Origin of the sequence: Streptococcus sp. HMSC36C04 (assembly GCF_001839535.1) — a bacterium.
Classification (GTDB): domain Bacteria; phylum Bacillota; class Bacilli; order Lactobacillales; family Streptococcaceae; genus Streptococcus; species Streptococcus hominis.
The window spans coordinates 99,353-114,019 of record NZ_KV841587.1; the positions used below are offsets into that span (position 1 = coordinate 99,353).

The following is a 14,667-nucleotide window of genomic DNA, read 5'->3' on the forward strand; positions in this document are numbered from 1 at the left end:
ACTTTGCTGAAATGTCATACCAGAATTGCAGCTAGGGTCTAATCTTCAAACCACAACAATTTAGTAAGCTATGATTGTTTTCTATCAATCTGCATTTTTAGTTGGGTTCAAATAACCGCCGTGAGTTTTTTCACAGCGGTTATTTCTTGCTATTTGCATTGTTCCTTTAAGTGATGATTGATTTTCTCAATTTTCTTTTTAGTCAGATAAGACAGGATTGCCCAAAGGATAAGATAAACAACAGTAAATTCCAAAATCAACTGTAAGATGAAAATGGGTTCACTTGGAAACCAGCCAGCTAAAAGAGCTAAGGGAATGAATCCTAGAATCATAAGCCCATAGTGACAGATAGTTGCTTTGAGGATGCTCCAATCTTTTTTGAAAAGCTCTTTTCCTAAGCTAAAGAGCAAGCCGATTAGACCCCATATTACTGCGCAATAGAGAACGACTAAGGCGCCGTGAATATGATGCTGTTCCATCCAAAGACCAACTGCTGAATAAGGGTTGAGCGGATGATAGACAGGTGCAAAAAAGTAAGAAAAGATGACGGATAAGAGGAGTCCGATTACAATGCCTCCTAGAGCATCTCTGAATAATGTTTTTTTCATAGTTGTAATTTCTCCTTTATAGCTTTGAGATAACGGCGAGATGAATACGTTATCAGACCGTTTTTCATTGCAATCTGAATCAGACCGCTGCCAGTCAATTTCAGATGATCAATCTGTTTGATATTGATGATTTCAGATTGGGAAATCTGTAGAAAATCAGTGGGAAGCAATTCCAAAACTTGATAAAGTGGAAGCCCTAAGAGATAAGTGTCTGTTGCTGTTTCGGCCCAAACTTGCCGATTTTCAGTATAGACACGTTGTATTTCTGTGCTATTTAGTAGGTAAATTTCCTCCTCTTTTTTGGCTCGAATGGTTTTATTTTTACCGATATGTTGAGCAAATGTCAGCAGTTGTTGAACGGAATCCGACAAAACAGGCGCTTCAATAATGATCTTTTCTTCTGAAAATTTTTCATCAATATGTAATTGAACTTTCATAAACACCCCTTCTTTCCCAATGATGTTGTATCTTTCTTACTGCTGACTTTCATTGCAAGGGAGATCCATTATTTCCTTCCCTTCCTAAATCTATTAAACATTATTTCGGCTAGGAAAACAAGGTCTTTTACCTAAGTGGTTGTTTTGCCCGCCTATTTGGTTGCTTTTAAAAGGAGAATCTGGTCCAGATCCTCTCACACTAGACCTCTGATAGAAAAACGGCTTTATGTTATAATGATAGCTAGAATACTTACGGAGAAAACTATGTCAAAAATTATAGAACTACCAGAAAATCTTGCCAATCAGATTGCGGCAGGTGAGGTCATTGAGCGGCCTAGCAGCGTTGCCAAAGAGTTGGTAGAAAATTCTATTGACGCGGGCGCTAGCCAAATTACAATTGAGATTGAAGAAGCGGGACTCAAGAGCATTCAAGTCATTGATAATGGCGAAGGAATTGAGCATGAGGAGGTTTCCTTGGCTTTGCGGCGGCATGCTACTAGTAAAATCAAGAAACAAGCCGACCTTTTTCGAATTCGGACATTGGGCTTTCGCGGTGAAGCGCTTCCGTCGATTGCTTCTGTTTCACGCTTGACAATTGAAACTGCGACAAATGGTGGAACACATGGAACGCTTCTGATTGCGCAAGGTGGAGAAATTGAAACTATAGAACCAAGTAGCTGTCCTAGAGGCACCAAAATCAAGGTGGAAGATCTCTTTTTCAACACACCTGCTCGCTTAAAATATATGAAAAGTCAACAAGCAGAACTGTCTCACATTGTAGATGTAATGAACCGTTTGAGTCTAGCACATCCAGAGGTCGCTTTTATCTTGCTCAATGATGGTAAAGAGTTGACTCGGACGGCAGGAACAGGAAATTTGCGTCAAGCAATTGCTGGTATCTATGGATTAACAACAGCAAAAAAAATGATTGAAATTTCAGCATCTGATTTGGATTTTGAAGTATCAGGCTATATTAGTTTGCCAGAATTAACAAGGGCTAATCGGAATTACATCACCATTCTCATCAATGGTCGCTACATCAAGAATTTCCTGCTCAATCGAGCTATTTTAGATGGATATGGTAGCAAGCTCATGGTGGGACGTTTTCCGATTGCTGTGATTGATATTCGGATTGACCCATATCTTGCTGATGTCAATGTTCATCCGACCAAGCAAGAAGTGCGGATTTCAAAAGAGAGAGAACTGATGGCCTTGATTTCGCAAGCCATTTCTGCGAGTTTAAGAGAGCAGGATTTGATTCCGGACGCTTTGGAAAATTTAGCAAAATCAACCATTAACCGAGCAAATAAACCTGAGCAGACGAGTCTCCCACTCAAAGCAAACCGACTCTATTACGATAAAGAAAGAAATGACTTCTTTGTGAAACCACAAGTGTCAGAAGCTCAACCTTCTTTTGAGGAATCTGCCCGATTAGACCAACAATCTGCTGATACAGATGAACTCAATTCAAAAGTTGCTTCTGTCAAATTTGCAGAAAGGCAATCTCCTTCTTACAATCAACTAGATCATCCAGAGCTGGATCAGGCGAGCTTAGAGAGAGCTTTAGATAAGTTGGGTGGAGAAGAAACTTCAACGTTTCCAGAATTGGAATATTTCGGGCAAATGCACGGCACCTACCTTTTTGCTCAAGGAAACGGTGGTCTTTATATTATTGACCAACATGCAGCTCAAGAGCGAGTAAAGTATGAATATTACCGCGAAAAAATCGGAGATGTAGATGCTAGTCAGCAGCAGCTTCTGGTTCCCTATATCTTTGAATTTCCAGCTGATGATATGTTGCGTCTGAAACAACGAATGACTCTTTTAGAAGAAGTCGGTGTTTTCCTTGAAGAATACGGAACTAATCAATTTATTCTTCGTGAACATCCCATTTGGCTTAAGGAAGAGGAGATCGAATCAGGTATTTATGAGATGTGCGATATGCTGCTTCTAACCAAGGAAGTCTCTATCAAGAAATATCGCGCTGAGCTAGCTATTATGATGAGTTGCAAACGCTCTATTAAAGCCAATCACAGTTTGGATGACTATTCAGCGCGTGATTTGATTTTTCAGTTATCACAATGTGACAATCCCTACAATTGTCCACATGGTCGTCCCGTTTTGGTCAACTTTACCAAATCTGATATGGAAAAAATGTTCCGTCGGATTCAGGAAAATCATACCAGTCTGAGAGAATTGGGGAAATACTAAATATCCTGAAAACAGAGAGTTACCATATTCTCTGTTTTTTAGCTTTTTTCTATCCAATGTGAGGTTTTTCCAACAGCTTCAATTTTTTCTAGTTGAAAATATGATATACTAAAAGGGTTGAAAAGGAGAAGTCATGTACGAATATTTTAAAGGAATCATCAGCAAAATTACAGCTAAATATATTGTATTGGAAGTCAACTCTATCGGCTATATTCTTCATGTGGCTAACCCCTATGCTTACTCAGGACATCTCCATCAGGAAGCTAAGGTCTATGTTCACCAGGTGGTGAGAGAAGACGCTGAGCTCCTTTACGGCTTTGCGACCGAGGAGGAGAAGCAACTCTTTCTCAGCTTGATTTCAGTCTCAGGTATTGGCCCAGTGTCTGCCTTAGCCATCATTGCGGCAGATGATAATGCGGGCTTAGTGCAAGCCATTGAGCAGAAAAACATCACCTACCTGACCAAGTTTCCTAAGATTGGTAAGAAAACAGCCCAGCAGATGGTGCTGGACTTAGAAGGCAAGGTAGTGGCTGCGGATGGTCCGTCAGAAAGCAAGGCACCCATCCAGACTGTGGATAATCAGGAGCTGGAAGAAGCCATGGAAGCCATGCTGGCTTTGGGCTACAAAGCTGCTGAGCTCAAGAAAATCAAGAAATTCTTTGAAGGAACGACGGATACAGCAGAAAACTATATCAAGTCTGCTCTTAAGATGTTAGTGAAATAGGAGAAAGCTATGACCAAACGCTGCGGCTGGGTAAAAATGAATAACCCCTTGTATGTAGCCTATCATGATGAGGAGTGGGGCAAGCCCCTCCATGATGATCAGAAATTATTTGAACTACTTTGCATGGAGACCTATCAAGCTGGACTTTCTTGGGAGACCATTCTGAATAAACGCCAGGCTTTTCGGGAAGCTTTTCATTTCTATGATGCTCAGAAAATTGCTCAGATGACAGATGCAGATCTAGATGGTTTGTTAGGCAATCCTGATATTATCCGTAACAAGATGAAAATTTATGCGACCAGGGCTAATGCCCAAGCTTTTTTGGCTGTTCAAAAGCAGTTTGGCTCGTTTAATGACTATATCTGGTCTTTTGTAGACTTCAAAACGATTGACAATGAAATTTTGAACTACAAGGAAGCGCCAGCCAAGACAGAGCTGTCAGAAAGCATGTCTAAGGAGCTAAAAAAGCAAGGCTTCAAATTTGTCGGTCCTGTTTGTGTCTATTCATTCCTAGAAGCAGCCGGCCTTATCAATGATCACGAAAAGGATTGTGACTGGAAGTAGAACAATGAAAACAAGAAAATTTCAGCTCATTTTTATCTCTCTATATACCATTTTATTCCTAGGCAGAGGGTTGCAGCTTATTGGACAAAAATAGCTGAATTATCCAGTATATTTCCTTATTGACCATAATTAAATGAAAACCTAGAAGTTCCAGATCTCTAGGTTTTTTGTCATTTTCTTTATTTCCTCATTCTCCTTTCAGCATCCAAATCTTTTCCTTGATAAAGATGCGTAGTTCATAGAAAAGAATAAAGAGGGTGGAGATGAGGAAGCCAGCCATAAAGATATGATGCAAATAGGCAAAAATAGCAATCTCAACCAAAACGGAGAAGAGATAGAAAATGACTAAATAATGCCATTTCTTGGCCTTGCTATCTTCGATGACCTTTTTCTCCAAGCGCTCATCCTCCGTGATGAGTGTGTCCAGTCTGATATCGAACTCCCGACTGATGGCAATGAGATTTCCAATATCAGGGATACCTTTTTCGCTTTCCCAGCGAGCAATGGCGGAGCGGGAAACCTTGAGTCTTTCTGCCAAAGCCTCCTGAGTGAGCTGATTTTGTTGACGAATATCTTTGAGCACTTGTGAAATTTTCATGATAATCTCCTTTCTTTGAATAAAAATATTTAGACGATTTCCTTTTTTCATCTCCATTATAAAAATATTCAAACTATTTGCCAATAGCATTGACCTAACAATCCAGTTATTATCCATAACAAACAATATTTTTAAAGTTTTCCACAGCATGTTGACAAGTGTGTCAAGGAACTTGACAGCTCTTTTTATTTCCTGAAATGAAAATCAACTTTTTTAAGATTTTTTGTGATAAAATAAAATCAATTGCGAATAGTAAGGTAGGAGGTTCTATGAAAGCAGAAATTATTGCTGTGGGTACTGAAATTCTGACAGGTCAGATTGTCAATACAAACGCCCAATTTTTATCTGAAAAATTAGCGAGTCTGGGAGTAGATGTGTATTTCCAAACAGCGGTCGGAGATAATGAAGCTCGTCTGTTATCCATTTTAGAAATCGCTCGAAATCGTAGTAATTTGATCATCTTAACTGGAGGATTAGGTCCAACAGAAGATGACTTGACTAAGCAGACTTTGTCAAAATTCTTAAATCGTAGGTTGGTATTTGACCGAATGGCTACGGAGAAATTGGATCGCTTCTTCGCAAGTAGATCAGACTATGTGCGAACACCCAATAATGAGCGACAAGCTCAGATAGTGGAAGGCTCGACTCCTCTCCAAAACGAAACCGGACTTGCGGTGGGGGGCGTGATTGAAGTCAGTGGCGTGACTTATGTCGTTCTGCCTGGACCGCCTAGTGAATTAAAACCTATGGTAAATAATGAGCTGGTTCCGCTCTTAGCAACTGGTCAAAAATTGTATTCAAGAGTTTTGCGTTTCTTTGGTATTGGTGAAAGTCAATTAGTAACCCTTTTAGGGGATTTAATTGATACTCAAACGGATCCGACAATTGCTCCTTATGCTAAGACGGGAGAAGTGACATTGCGATTGTCCACCAAGGCTACTAGTCAAAAGGAAGCGGATGTTAAGTTTACTCGTTTAGAAAAGAAAATTTTGGCAGTACAGACTTTTGAGAAACAACATTTAGCTGATCTTTTCTATGCTTATGGAGATGATAATTCTCTGGGACAAACAGCTTTTGAACTGTTGAGAAGAGCAGGAAAGACTGTCACAGCAGCTGAAAGTTTGACTGCAGGACTCTTTCAAGCAACTTTGGCAAACTTTGCTGGAGCCTCCAATGTCTTTAGTGGTGGCTTTGTTACCTACAGTATGGAAGAAAAGAGCCGAATGCTGGGCATTTCATTGGCAGGCTTGGAAAAGCATGGGGTAGTTTCAGCTTTTACAGCTGAGAAAATGGCTGAGCAGGCAAGAAAATTGACCGCTAGTGACTATGCGGTGAGCTTAACAGGTGTCGCAGGTCCAGACAGCTTAGAAGGACATCCAGCAGGGACAGTTTATATCGGCCTAGCAACCACAGAAGACGTTCAGTCTATTAAGGTTAATATTGCCGGTCGCAGTCGGACAGATGTACGTGAAATAGCCGTTCTGCATGCTTTCAATCTGCTGCGAAAAACTTTATTAAAAAACGAAAATATGCTATAATGATTAGATAGGCAAAAAAATAATTTATCACTATACAGGAGAAATAAATGGCAAAAAAACAAAAAAAATTAGAAGAAATTTCAAAGAAATTTGGCGAGGAACGTCAAAAAGCGCTAGATGCTGCACTTAAAAATATTGAAAAAGATTTTGGTAAAGGAGCGATTATGCGCCTAGGTGAGCGCGCTGAACAAAAAGTTCAAGTCATGAGTTCAGGTAGCTTGGCGCTAGATATCGCTCTTGGTGCAGGAGGGTATCCAAAGGGGCGGATTATTGAAATCTATGGACCAGAGTCTTCTGGTAAGACGACCGTAGCTCTTCATGCAGTAGCGCAGGCTCAAAAAGAAGGCGGTATTGCAGCTTTTATTGATGCAGAACACGCTCTTGACCCGGCTTATGCACAAGCCCTTGGAGTTAATATTGATGAACTTTTACTTTCTCAGCCAGACTCTGGTGAGCAAGGTCTTGAGATTGCTGGGAAATTGATTGACTCTGGTGCGGTAGATTTGGTAGTTATTGACTCCGTGGCAGCCCTCGTACCACGTGCTGAGATTGATGGAGACATTGGAGATAGTCACGTTGGTTTGCAAGCGCGGATGATGAGTCAAGCTATGCGTAAATTGTCTGCTTCTATTAACAAAACGAAGACAATTGCGATTTTCATCAACCAATTGCGTGAAAAAGTTGGTATTATGTTTGGAAATCCAGAAACAACACCTGGTGGTCGTGCCTTGAAATTCTATGCGTCTGTTCGTTTGGATGTTCGCGGAAATACCCAAATCAAGGGAACTGGTGATGAAAAAGATACCAATGTTGGTAAGGAAACTAAGATTAAGGTTGTGAAGAATAAGGTTGCTCCGCCATTTAAGGAAGCTTTCGTAGAAATCATGTATGGCGAAGGAATTTCTAAAACAGGCGAGTTGATTAAAATTGCGACAGACCTTGATATTATCAAAAAAGCGGGTGCTTGGTATTCTTATAATGATGAAAAGATTGGTCAAGGGTCTGAAAATGCTAAGAAATACTTGGCGGATCATCCAGAAATTTTTGATGAAATTGATCATAAAGTTCGAGTGCATTACGGTTTGATTGAGGATGATGCTGAAGATGAAAAAAATGCAGAAGCAACTAAATCAGCAAACAAGGTGGAGGAAGTAACGCTAGACTTGGATGACGCGATTGAGATTGAGGAATAATTTTTTAAAAATAGGTCGCAAGACGGAGGGATTTTGTGGTATAATATAGTATGATAATAGTACCGTGTGGCGAAAGGAGTACTTACATGATTACAATTTATACTGTCTCAAGTTGCACTAGTTGTAAAAAAGCAAAAACATGGCTCAATGCTCACCAGTTAACTTATAAAGAACAAAATCTTGGTAAAGAAGGAATTACAAAAGAAGAGTTATTAGATATTCTAACAAAAACTGAAAATGGGGTTGCAAGCATTGTTTCTTCAAAAAATCGTTATGCAAAAGGCTTAGGTGTAGATATTGAAGAATTAAGTGTGAATGAAGTGATTGACTTGATTATGGAAACTCCACGCATCTTGAAAAGCCCTATTTTAGTAGATGACAAGCGCCTACAAGTGGGCTACAAAGAAGACGATATTCGTGCATTCTTACCTCGCTCGGTTCGTAATGTTGAAAATACAGAAGCGCGTTTACGCGCAGCCTTGTAAAGAGTGGAATTTCCACTCTTTTTTTATTTCGATGTTTATTGATATTAAAAATATGATAAAATAAAGAATGAGGAGGAGTTAATCCATGAAAAGAAGCCTGATTCTATTAACCATTATTCTTACAGTCTTAGCAGGATGTGGTCAAAAGAAAGAAACAAAATCAAAAACAAGCAAGCAATCAATTGATAGTACGTTGCCAGTTATTGCAAACGCTGAAAAAGAAACAGTTGTGACAAAAACCTTATCATTCCCTAAAACAGCTGAAGGGGTTCAACAAACACAAACAATTACTTACAAAGGCGATCAATTTTTAAGTTTAACGATTGAGCAAATCATGCCGATGAAAGAAGAAATGAAAAAAGTAGTTGCGGAAGTTGGAGTTGCTGAGGCACAAAAATTATTGGAGAAATCTTTGTCTGAAGATGAAAAATTTACACAAGCAAAAAGTTTGGAAGGTTTTTCGACCTCTTTGGAAATTATAAATGAGCAAGAATTGAAGCGAATTCATACTTTTGATTTTCAAGTTTTGGATGTTAATAAAGCCGCAAATACTGAGTATTTAAAGAATATGAAATTAAAAGAATTTTTAAAAATGAAACCAAAAGAATATGTTGAAGATCAGATTGCCAGTGGTGCAACGGAAGTCAATCAATAACTTGTTAAACACGAATTGATTTTTTAGACGGCTCTTTTTGACAACGCTTACAAAAGATGGTATACTATTCTTATAAAGCTCTAAAATACAAGGAGGATATTTTTATGAGAAAATCGGTTGTTTTGTTAGGAGCAAGTTTGTTGCTACTCACAGCTTGTGGTCAAAAATCCGGTCAGAATCAGTCAGGGAATAGTAAGACTGGTTCGAGTGTTGTGAAAAAGGATTCTGTTGTGACCAAGTCTTTTCAACAAAAACAGACTGTCCAAGGGATTGAACAAACACTTACGCAAACTATTTCTTATGAAGGAAAAACCTTTAAGAAGTTTGTGATAAATCTTGAACAAATACTTCCTGAAAATATGAAGAGTGCATTAGCGGGTCAAGATTTAGAAAGCACTAAGCCGTACTTGATTTCTGCTTTTGAAAAGGCTGCAGGATTGGATAAATTTAAGTCTTTGGGCGGTGTTGATGTTAAAACAGACATTACAAAAGACTATATTATTAAAGTTACAATCAATATTGATATGAGCAAAATCAACCTTGATGAAGCATCAAAACTGGATACATATGGCTCTATGTTTTCAACTATCAAAAATTTAACACCCAAACAATATATTGAATCTGTCAAAGCAGCTGGTGCTAAAGAAGTTGCAAATCCATGATTTTATAGGTGTATATGAAACAAAAAAAGCTGAATTTATTCAGCTTTTTTCAACCCCTTTCATTTGTGAAAAGCCTTGAAATGTGCTATAATATAGGTATTCTAGTGAAAGAAGGTGTAATTGTGGGATTTACAGATGAGACAGTACGTTTTAATCTTGATGATTCAAACAAAAAAGAGATTAGCGAAACATTGAAAGATGTCTATGTGTCGCTGAATGAAAAGGGGTATAACCCAATCAACCAAATCGTAGGATACGTGCTTAGTGGTGATCCTGCGTATGTACCTCGCTATAATAATGCACGAAATCAAATTCGTAAATATGAACGTGATGAGATTGTAGAAGAATTAGTTCGTTATTATTTGAAAGGGCAAGGCATTGATCTCTAATGAGAATGATGGGGTTAGATGTTGGTTCAAAAACAGTCGGTGTCGCGGTTAGTGATCCACTTGGTTTTACAGCTCAAGGACTTGAAATTATTCCTATTGATGAAGAAAAAGGGGAATTTGGTTTTGATCGTTTGAGTGAGCTTGTAAAAGAATATAAGGTTGACAAGTTCGTTGTAGGACTCCCAAAAAACATGAACAATACAAGTGGTCCGCGTGTCGAAGCAAGTCAGGCCTATGGTGGTAGACTGGAACAGCTGTTTCAGCTTCCTGTTGACTATCAAGATGAACGCCTAACAACGGTAGCTGCGGAGAGAATGTTGATTGAGCAGGCAGATGTGAGCAGAAAGAAGCGGAAAAAAGTGATTGATAAGCTCGCAGCGCAGCTCATATTGCAGAATTATTTAGATCGAAATTTTTAATAAATAAAGGAGAAAACATGGCACACGATCATAACCATGACCATGAACACGAAGAGCGTGAATTGATTACGCTAGTAGACGAGCAAGGGAATGAAACTTTGTTTGAAATTCTCTTGACCATTGACGGAAAAGAAGAATTTGGTAAAAACTATGTTCTCTTGATTCCAGCTAGCGCAGAAGAAGATGAAAATGGCGAGGTAGAAATTCAAGCCTACTCGTTTACTGAAAATGAAGACGGAACAGAAGGTGATTTGCAACCAATCCCAGAAGATTCAGATGCTGAATGGGACATGATTGAAGAAGTTTTCAATAGCTTTATGGAAGAATAAAAATTGTGTATACTAGCTTTTCATATTACAGACGATGAAGAGATTAAAAGGCTGTGTGAATCGTTATTTTATGGTATACGAATGAATGGTTGGTTTAATTCCTATGTGGAGCAAGAGTGCTAACTATTCAAGTGAGTTGTGGGGTGTGACATGAACCAAAGTCTGGTTCTGTTTCACCCTCTTTTTGCTGGGAGAAGAATATGAATGAAATTGAAATGTGGTTGGAAAGTCGCATTGGACTAAACTTTCGCTCTGGTTTAGACCGAATGAGTCAGGCGGTAAGTCTTTTGAATCATCCTGAAGAAAATTATCCCATTATTCATGTGACAGGAACGAACGGGAAAGGCTCAACGATTGCGTTTATGAGTCAGCTATTCGTGCAGCATGAAAAGAAAGTAGGGACCTTTACGTCGCCTCACATGGCAAGTGTTCATGACCGGATTTGTATCAACCATGAACCCATTTCTGATGAAGATTTCACTCGGCTGGGACGCCAAGTTCAGGAAATGGAAAAACAGCTTCGACCGATGCATAACCTACTTTCTTATTTTGAAATTTTAACGCTTATGGCTTTATTGTATTTCAACGAAGAGCAAGTAGATGTGGCTTTAATTGAAGTGGGTATTGGTGGGCTTTTAGACACGACAAATGTGGTGACAGGAGATATTGCAGTGGTAACGTCTGTGGGTTTGGATCATCAAGAAACCTTAGGAGACTCCATAGCCGCCATTGCGGAGCAGAAAGCAGGGATTTTTAAGGAGAAAAAAGTGGCTGTCATCGGACCACTGGCTGAAGAAGCGAGAAGGATCTGTGAACTGCGTGCGAAAAAGCTAGATGTTGTTTTGTACGAATATGGCAGAGATTTTTCGTTTTCAAAGGGACGATTTTTCAGCCCAGATGTGAATATTCCTCATCTAAAGTTGAGCCTAGCAGGTACTTATCAGGAAGAAAATGCCGCTGTTGCTTTGCAAAGTTTTCTTTTGTTTATGGGGCAACACAGCTGGCAAGTGCAAATAGAGCTAGTACGAAAAGCTCTGCAAGAGACACATTGGGCAGGGCGGCTGGAATATTTTGAGCGAGGAATTTATCTGGACGGGGCTCACAATTTACCAGCTTTGTCCCGTTTGGTGGAGTTTATTCACCAGCAAGAACAAAAAGAAATTTTTCTCTTATTCGGTGCTTTGAAACGCAAAAATTATCAGGGGATGCTGTCTTATCTTCAGCAGGAATTGCCTCATGTGCAGTTGTTCGTAACGACTTTTGAGGATGACGGTGCAATAGATAAGCAGAATCTTACAACCGAAACCTACGTTTCCTCTTATCGGGAGTTTATTGAACAATTCATTAAAAATTCTACTGATAATCAGCTTCTTTTTGTGACAGGTTCTCTTTATTTCATTGCGGAAGTTCGTGCTTTTCTTTTGGAGAAAGAAATTGACTGATTAGAATGGTGGATAGTATAATAGAAATGTAAGCAAAGGAGGATAAAAATGGTACAATTAAAGAAATTCAGCTACATCGCATTTTTTCTGATAGGACTTATCATTTTGGCATCATGCGCCAAGTCTAACCAAACTTCACCGTCTTCTCAATCTGTCTCAAGCAGCCAATCAACTACAGTCTCAAGTGAGAGTAGTGCTTCGTCAACTATTGCGGAAAATTCGTCAGAAAAATTAGACGGTACTTATAAAGGTATGGACGAAGAAGATGAGATTACTTTGGTTATCAAAGGAAATAGTGGTACGTGGACAGAAAAAGAGCCAAACGGTAAAGAGAAAGTAAAACAAGTAAGCATTGATTCGACAAATCAGAGAATGACGATTGGTGATGACATTGATCGTTATATGATTGATGGCGATCGGTTAACGATTGAGGATATTGAGCAAGAAAATGGAGAAAATGATACAGTCGTTTTAACGAAGCAATAACCTGTCTAATGTTGGTGCAAAATTTCTTGATCAAAATTTGATATGATCTTGTGAAAACTAGGACGCGTTTGATTTAAGTTTATTGATTCATACAAGTCGATAGGAGAAGTTGCATTTGTTTTAGCGAATTATTCACAAAGGGGCTTGCTTCATGAACTTTATCTGTTGCCTTTAACTGCTTTCTAAATTGGTAGTGGACAACAATCAGTATTCTAGTTAAAATGTAGAAATAGGGAGTAGGAGAGAAAGTTGATGGTTACGAATCACAACTTTGCTTTTACTCTTTTTTGCTCTAATGAAAAAATACTTTGAATATAGAAGAATGAGTGATTCTGGCTTGATTTATTAGGAAATCCCCGTTATACTAGTACTAAGTAAAAGCAGGGGGAGAAAATGAATCTTAGGAAATTTCAGCTATTGATGTCAAAATATGGTTTTAGTATTATTATCATGGTACTAGAACTTGCACTCATTTTTTGGTTTTTCTTTTGGCTTGGTCGCTGGACACCTACTTTATGGATTGTCTTTGTGATTTTATTCAGCTTGGCAACGATTTTAGCGATTGTCAATCGCTCAATGACACCAGAAAGCAAAGTAACTTGGCTCTTGGTAGCGTTTGTTCCAGTCATTGGCCCCTTGCTTTATTTGATGTTTGGTGAGCGCCGATTGTCCAGAAGTGAGCTGAAACAGTTAAAAAATATGGATCAGATGAAATTTCGTGAGGACAATAGCTATGAGTTGCGGTTAGACTTGAAAAAGACAGATAAATCAGCTTACGGGATTATCAAGTCGCTTCTCAGCATGGATCATAATGCGGATGTTTACGACGGCACGGAATCGCAATTTTTCCCTTTGGGAGAAGCGATGTTCCAGAAAATGCTGGAAGATTTACGCAATGCAGAAAAATTTATTTTTTTGGAATATTACATTGTAGAAGAAGGTCTCATGTGGAATAGTATTTTGGATATTCTGCGTGAAAAGGCAGCCCAAGGTGTGGAAGTGAAAATGCTCTATGATGACATTGGCTGTATGGCAACTCTTTCGGGAGATTATACCAGCCGATTGCAGGCTATGGGGATTGACGCTCATAAGTTTAACAAAGTGATTCCGCGGATGACGGTGGCTTATAATAATCGAGATCATCGGAAAATCCTCGTCGTTGACGGGCAGATTGGCTATACTGGTGGCATCAATCTGGCAGATGAATACATCAATCACATCGAGCGATTTGGTCACTGGAAAGACGGCGGGATTCGTCTGAATGGGCGCGCTGTGAAAGCCTTGACACGGCTGTTTCTGATGAACTGGTATATCAACCGTGGGAAAATCAGTGATTTCGATCGCTATCATTTGGATAACAAAGCTGTAGATGCGCCAGGGCTCTATATTCCGTACGGGAGTGGACCGAAGCCCATGTACAAAGCTCAAGTGGGTAAAAATGTCTATCAAAATATAATCAGCCAGGCGACAGATTATGTGTATATTGCCACGCCGTATTTAATCATTGATTATGATTTGACGGAAGACATCAAAAATGCTGCTATGCGGGGGGTAGATGTCCGAATTGTGACACCTTATATTCCAGATAAAAAAATCATTCAGCTCATTACGCGAGGAGCTTATCCAGATTTAATGGCGGCTGGGGTTCGGATTTACGAATATACACCGGGCTTTATTCACAGTAAGCATGTAGTGGCTGATGATGACTTTGGTGTTGTCGGAACAATCAATTTTGATTACCGCAGCTTAGTTCATCACTATGAAAATGCTGTTTTGATGTATAAAACGCCTTCTATGTTTGACTTGAAGCGAGATTTTGAGGAGTTGTTTGAAACCTCACAAGAAATACATGAAGATACCATTAAAAATACCTGGTATCAACGCTTGATTAAAGAAATTGTCGAATTATTTGCACCGATGCTATAAA

Annotated in this window: 17 protein-coding genes and 1 pseudogene; 15 read left to right on the top strand and 3 right to left on the bottom strand. The window is 39.1% G+C overall.

Translation table 11 applies throughout. The features are described 5' to 3' along the window. Window positions 1–149 precede the first annotated feature (149 nt). Window positions 150–608, bottom strand: a complete 459-nt coding sequence (locus HMPREF3249_RS03450) for a DUF3021 domain-containing protein (protein WP_003027807.1) — start codon at window positions 606–608, stop codon at window positions 150–152. Further along, on the bottom strand, window positions 605–1,045 hold the full coding sequence (locus HMPREF3249_RS03455; RefSeq protein WP_049533411.1) for a LytTR family DNA-binding domain-containing protein: 441 nt from the start codon (window positions 1,043–1,045) through the stop codon (window positions 605–607). The genes HMPREF3249_RS03450 and HMPREF3249_RS03455 overlap by 4 nt, the downstream gene beginning before the upstream one ends. Window positions 1,046–1,309: 264 nt before the next feature. On the opposite strand from HMPREF3249_RS03455, the gene mutL reads away from it, so the two are divergent. From mutL to HMPREF3249_RS09780, 4 genes and pseudogenes are all read left to right on the top strand, one after another. Next, window positions 1,310–3,256 carry a DNA mismatch repair endonuclease MutL gene (gene mutL, locus HMPREF3249_RS03460; protein ID WP_049533450.1) on the top strand — a complete coding sequence of 649 codons (1,947 nt, stop codon included), beginning with the start codon at window positions 1,310–1,312 and terminating at the stop codon, window positions 3,254–3,256. Between the two features lie 133 nt (window positions 3,257–3,389). Then, on the top strand, window positions 3,390–3,980 hold the full coding sequence (gene ruvA / locus HMPREF3249_RS03465; protein ID WP_049533426.1) for a Holliday junction branch migration protein RuvA: 591 nt from the start codon (window positions 3,390–3,392) through the stop codon (window positions 3,978–3,980). A gap of 9 nt (window positions 3,981–3,989) precedes the next feature. Beyond that, window positions 3,990–4,544: a DNA-3-methyladenine glycosylase I gene (locus tag HMPREF3249_RS03470; RefSeq protein WP_049533427.1), complete on the top strand. Its 555-nt coding sequence runs from the start codon at window positions 3,990–3,992 to the stop codon at window positions 4,542–4,544. A gap of 4 nt (window positions 4,545–4,548) precedes the next feature. Then, window positions 4,549–4,635, top strand: a pseudogene (locus HMPREF3249_RS09780) (CPBP family intramembrane glutamate endopeptidase); the annotation flags it as partial. 96 nt (window positions 4,636–4,731) lie between these two features. Here HMPREF3249_RS09780 and HMPREF3249_RS03475 read toward each other — a convergent pair. Continuing rightward, window positions 4,732–5,142, bottom strand: a complete 411-nt coding sequence (locus HMPREF3249_RS03475) for a helix-turn-helix domain-containing protein (RefSeq protein ID WP_070867490.1) — start codon at window positions 5,140–5,142, stop codon at window positions 4,732–4,734. Between the two features lie 269 nt (window positions 5,143–5,411). Here HMPREF3249_RS03475 and HMPREF3249_RS03480 point away from each other — a divergent pair, with 269 nt between their 5' ends. The 11 genes from HMPREF3249_RS03480 (at window position 5,412) to cls (ending at window position 14,666) form a co-directional block, all read left to right on the top strand. Continuing rightward, the gene (locus HMPREF3249_RS03480) at window positions 5,412–6,680 is read left to right on the top strand and encodes a competence/damage-inducible protein A (RefSeq protein ID WP_049533429.1); all 1,269 of its coding nucleotides are present in this window, start codon (window positions 5,412–5,414) and stop codon (window positions 6,678–6,680) included. Window positions 6,681–6,727: 47 nt separating this feature from the next. Continuing rightward, window positions 6,728–7,873 (top strand): recombinase RecA, encoded by a 1,146-nt coding sequence (recA, locus tag HMPREF3249_RS03485; protein ID WP_049533430.1) that lies wholly within the window; start codon window positions 6,728–6,730, stop codon window positions 7,871–7,873. 86 nt (window positions 7,874–7,959) lie between these two features. Next, on the top strand, window positions 7,960–8,358 hold the full coding sequence (gene spx / locus HMPREF3249_RS03490) for a transcriptional regulator Spx (RefSeq protein ID WP_003027770.1): 399 nt from the start codon (window positions 7,960–7,962) through the stop codon (window positions 8,356–8,358). An 85-nt stretch (window positions 8,359–8,443) separates the two neighbouring features. Beyond that, the gene (locus HMPREF3249_RS03495; protein ID WP_003040606.1) at window positions 8,444–9,013 is read left to right on the top strand and encodes an SP0191 family lipoprotein; all 570 of its coding nucleotides are present in this window, start codon (window positions 8,444–8,446) and stop codon (window positions 9,011–9,013) included. A gap of 104 nt (window positions 9,014–9,117) precedes the next feature. Continuing rightward, the gene (locus tag HMPREF3249_RS03500) at window positions 9,118–9,675 is read left to right on the top strand and encodes an SP0191 family lipoprotein (protein WP_049533431.1); all 558 of its coding nucleotides are present in this window, start codon (window positions 9,118–9,120) and stop codon (window positions 9,673–9,675) included. 122 nt (window positions 9,676–9,797) lie between these two features. Next, complete coding sequence (locus tag HMPREF3249_RS03505; protein WP_009569646.1) at window positions 9,798–10,064, top strand: IreB family regulatory phosphoprotein; 267 nt, start codon at window positions 9,798–9,800, stop codon at window positions 10,062–10,064. Further along, a complete protein-coding gene (gene ruvX, locus HMPREF3249_RS03510; protein ID WP_049533432.1) occupies window positions 10,064–10,483 on the top strand; it encodes a Holliday junction resolvase RuvX in 420 nt (139 codons plus the stop codon). The genes HMPREF3249_RS03505 and ruvX overlap by 1 nt, the downstream gene beginning before the upstream one ends. Window positions 10,484–10,500: 17 nt before the next feature. Next, entirely contained in the window at window positions 10,501–10,812 is a 312-nt protein-coding gene (locus tag HMPREF3249_RS03515) for a DUF1292 domain-containing protein (protein ID WP_003027765.1), read from the top strand. Between the two features lie 200 nt (window positions 10,813–11,012). Beyond that, complete coding sequence (locus tag HMPREF3249_RS03520; RefSeq protein WP_049533433.1) at window positions 11,013–12,254, top strand: bifunctional folylpolyglutamate synthase/dihydrofolate synthase; 1,242 nt, start codon at window positions 11,013–11,015, stop codon at window positions 12,252–12,254. A 48-nt stretch (window positions 12,255–12,302) separates the two neighbouring features. Continuing rightward, window positions 12,303–12,740 (top strand): SP_0198 family lipoprotein, encoded by a 438-nt coding sequence (locus tag HMPREF3249_RS03525; RefSeq protein WP_003027763.1) that lies wholly within the window; start codon window positions 12,303–12,305, stop codon window positions 12,738–12,740. A 393-nt stretch (window positions 12,741–13,133) separates the two neighbouring features. Beyond that, window positions 13,134–14,666 carry a cardiolipin synthase gene (cls, locus tag HMPREF3249_RS03530; RefSeq protein ID WP_049533434.1) on the top strand — a complete coding sequence of 511 codons (1,533 nt, stop codon included), beginning with the start codon at window positions 13,134–13,136 and terminating at the stop codon, window positions 14,664–14,666. Window position 14,667 lies beyond the last annotated feature (1 nt).

Excerpts from the sequence above, each read along its gene's own strand:
- HMPREF3249_RS03470 (WP_049533427.1), top strand. The coding sequence starts at position 3,990 with ATGACCAAACGCTGCGGCTGGGTAAAAATGAATAACCCCTTGTATGTA.
- HMPREF3249_RS03515 (WP_003027765.1), top strand. The coding sequence starts at position 10,501 with ATGGCACACGATCATAACCATGACCATGAACACGAAGAGCGTGAATTG.
- HMPREF3249_RS03480 (WP_049533429.1), top strand. The coding sequence starts at position 5,412 with ATGAAAGCAGAAATTATTGCTGTGGGTACTGAAATTCTGACAGGTCAG.
- ruvX (WP_049533432.1), top strand. The coding sequence starts at position 10,064 with ATGAGAATGATGGGGTTAGATGTTGGTTCAAAAACAGTCGGTGTCGCG.
- HMPREF3249_RS03495 (WP_003040606.1), top strand. The coding sequence starts at position 8,444 with ATGAAAAGAAGCCTGATTCTATTAACCATTATTCTTACAGTCTTAGCA.
- mutL (WP_049533450.1), top strand. The coding sequence starts at position 1,310 with ATGTCAAAAATTATAGAACTACCAGAAAATCTTGCCAATCAGATTGCG.
- HMPREF3249_RS03455 (WP_049533411.1), bottom strand. The coding sequence starts at position 1,045 with ATGAAAGTTCAATTACATATTGATGAAAAATTTTCAGAAGAAAAGATC.
- ruvA (WP_049533426.1), top strand. The coding sequence starts at position 3,390 with ATGTACGAATATTTTAAAGGAATCATCAGCAAAATTACAGCTAAATAT.
- HMPREF3249_RS03450 (WP_003027807.1), bottom strand. The coding sequence starts at position 608 with ATGAAAAAAACATTATTCAGAGATGCTCTAGGAGGCATTGTAATCGGA.
- HMPREF3249_RS03520 (WP_049533433.1), top strand. The coding sequence starts at position 11,013 with ATGAATGAAATTGAAATGTGGTTGGAAAGTCGCATTGGACTAAACTTT.
- HMPREF3249_RS03500 (WP_049533431.1), top strand. The coding sequence starts at position 9,118 with ATGAGAAAATCGGTTGTTTTGTTAGGAGCAAGTTTGTTGCTACTCACA.
- HMPREF3249_RS03475 (WP_070867490.1), bottom strand. The coding sequence starts at position 5,142 with ATGAAAATTTCACAAGTGCTCAAAGATATTCGTCAACAAAATCAGCTC.
- HMPREF3249_RS03525 (WP_003027763.1), top strand. The coding sequence starts at position 12,303 with ATGGTACAATTAAAGAAATTCAGCTACATCGCATTTTTTCTGATAGGA.
- spx (WP_003027770.1), top strand. The coding sequence starts at position 7,960 with ATGATTACAATTTATACTGTCTCAAGTTGCACTAGTTGTAAAAAAGCA.
- cls (WP_049533434.1), top strand. The coding sequence starts at position 13,134 with ATGAATCTTAGGAAATTTCAGCTATTGATGTCAAAATATGGTTTTAGT.
- recA (WP_049533430.1), top strand. The coding sequence starts at position 6,728 with ATGGCAAAAAAACAAAAAAAATTAGAAGAAATTTCAAAGAAATTTGGC.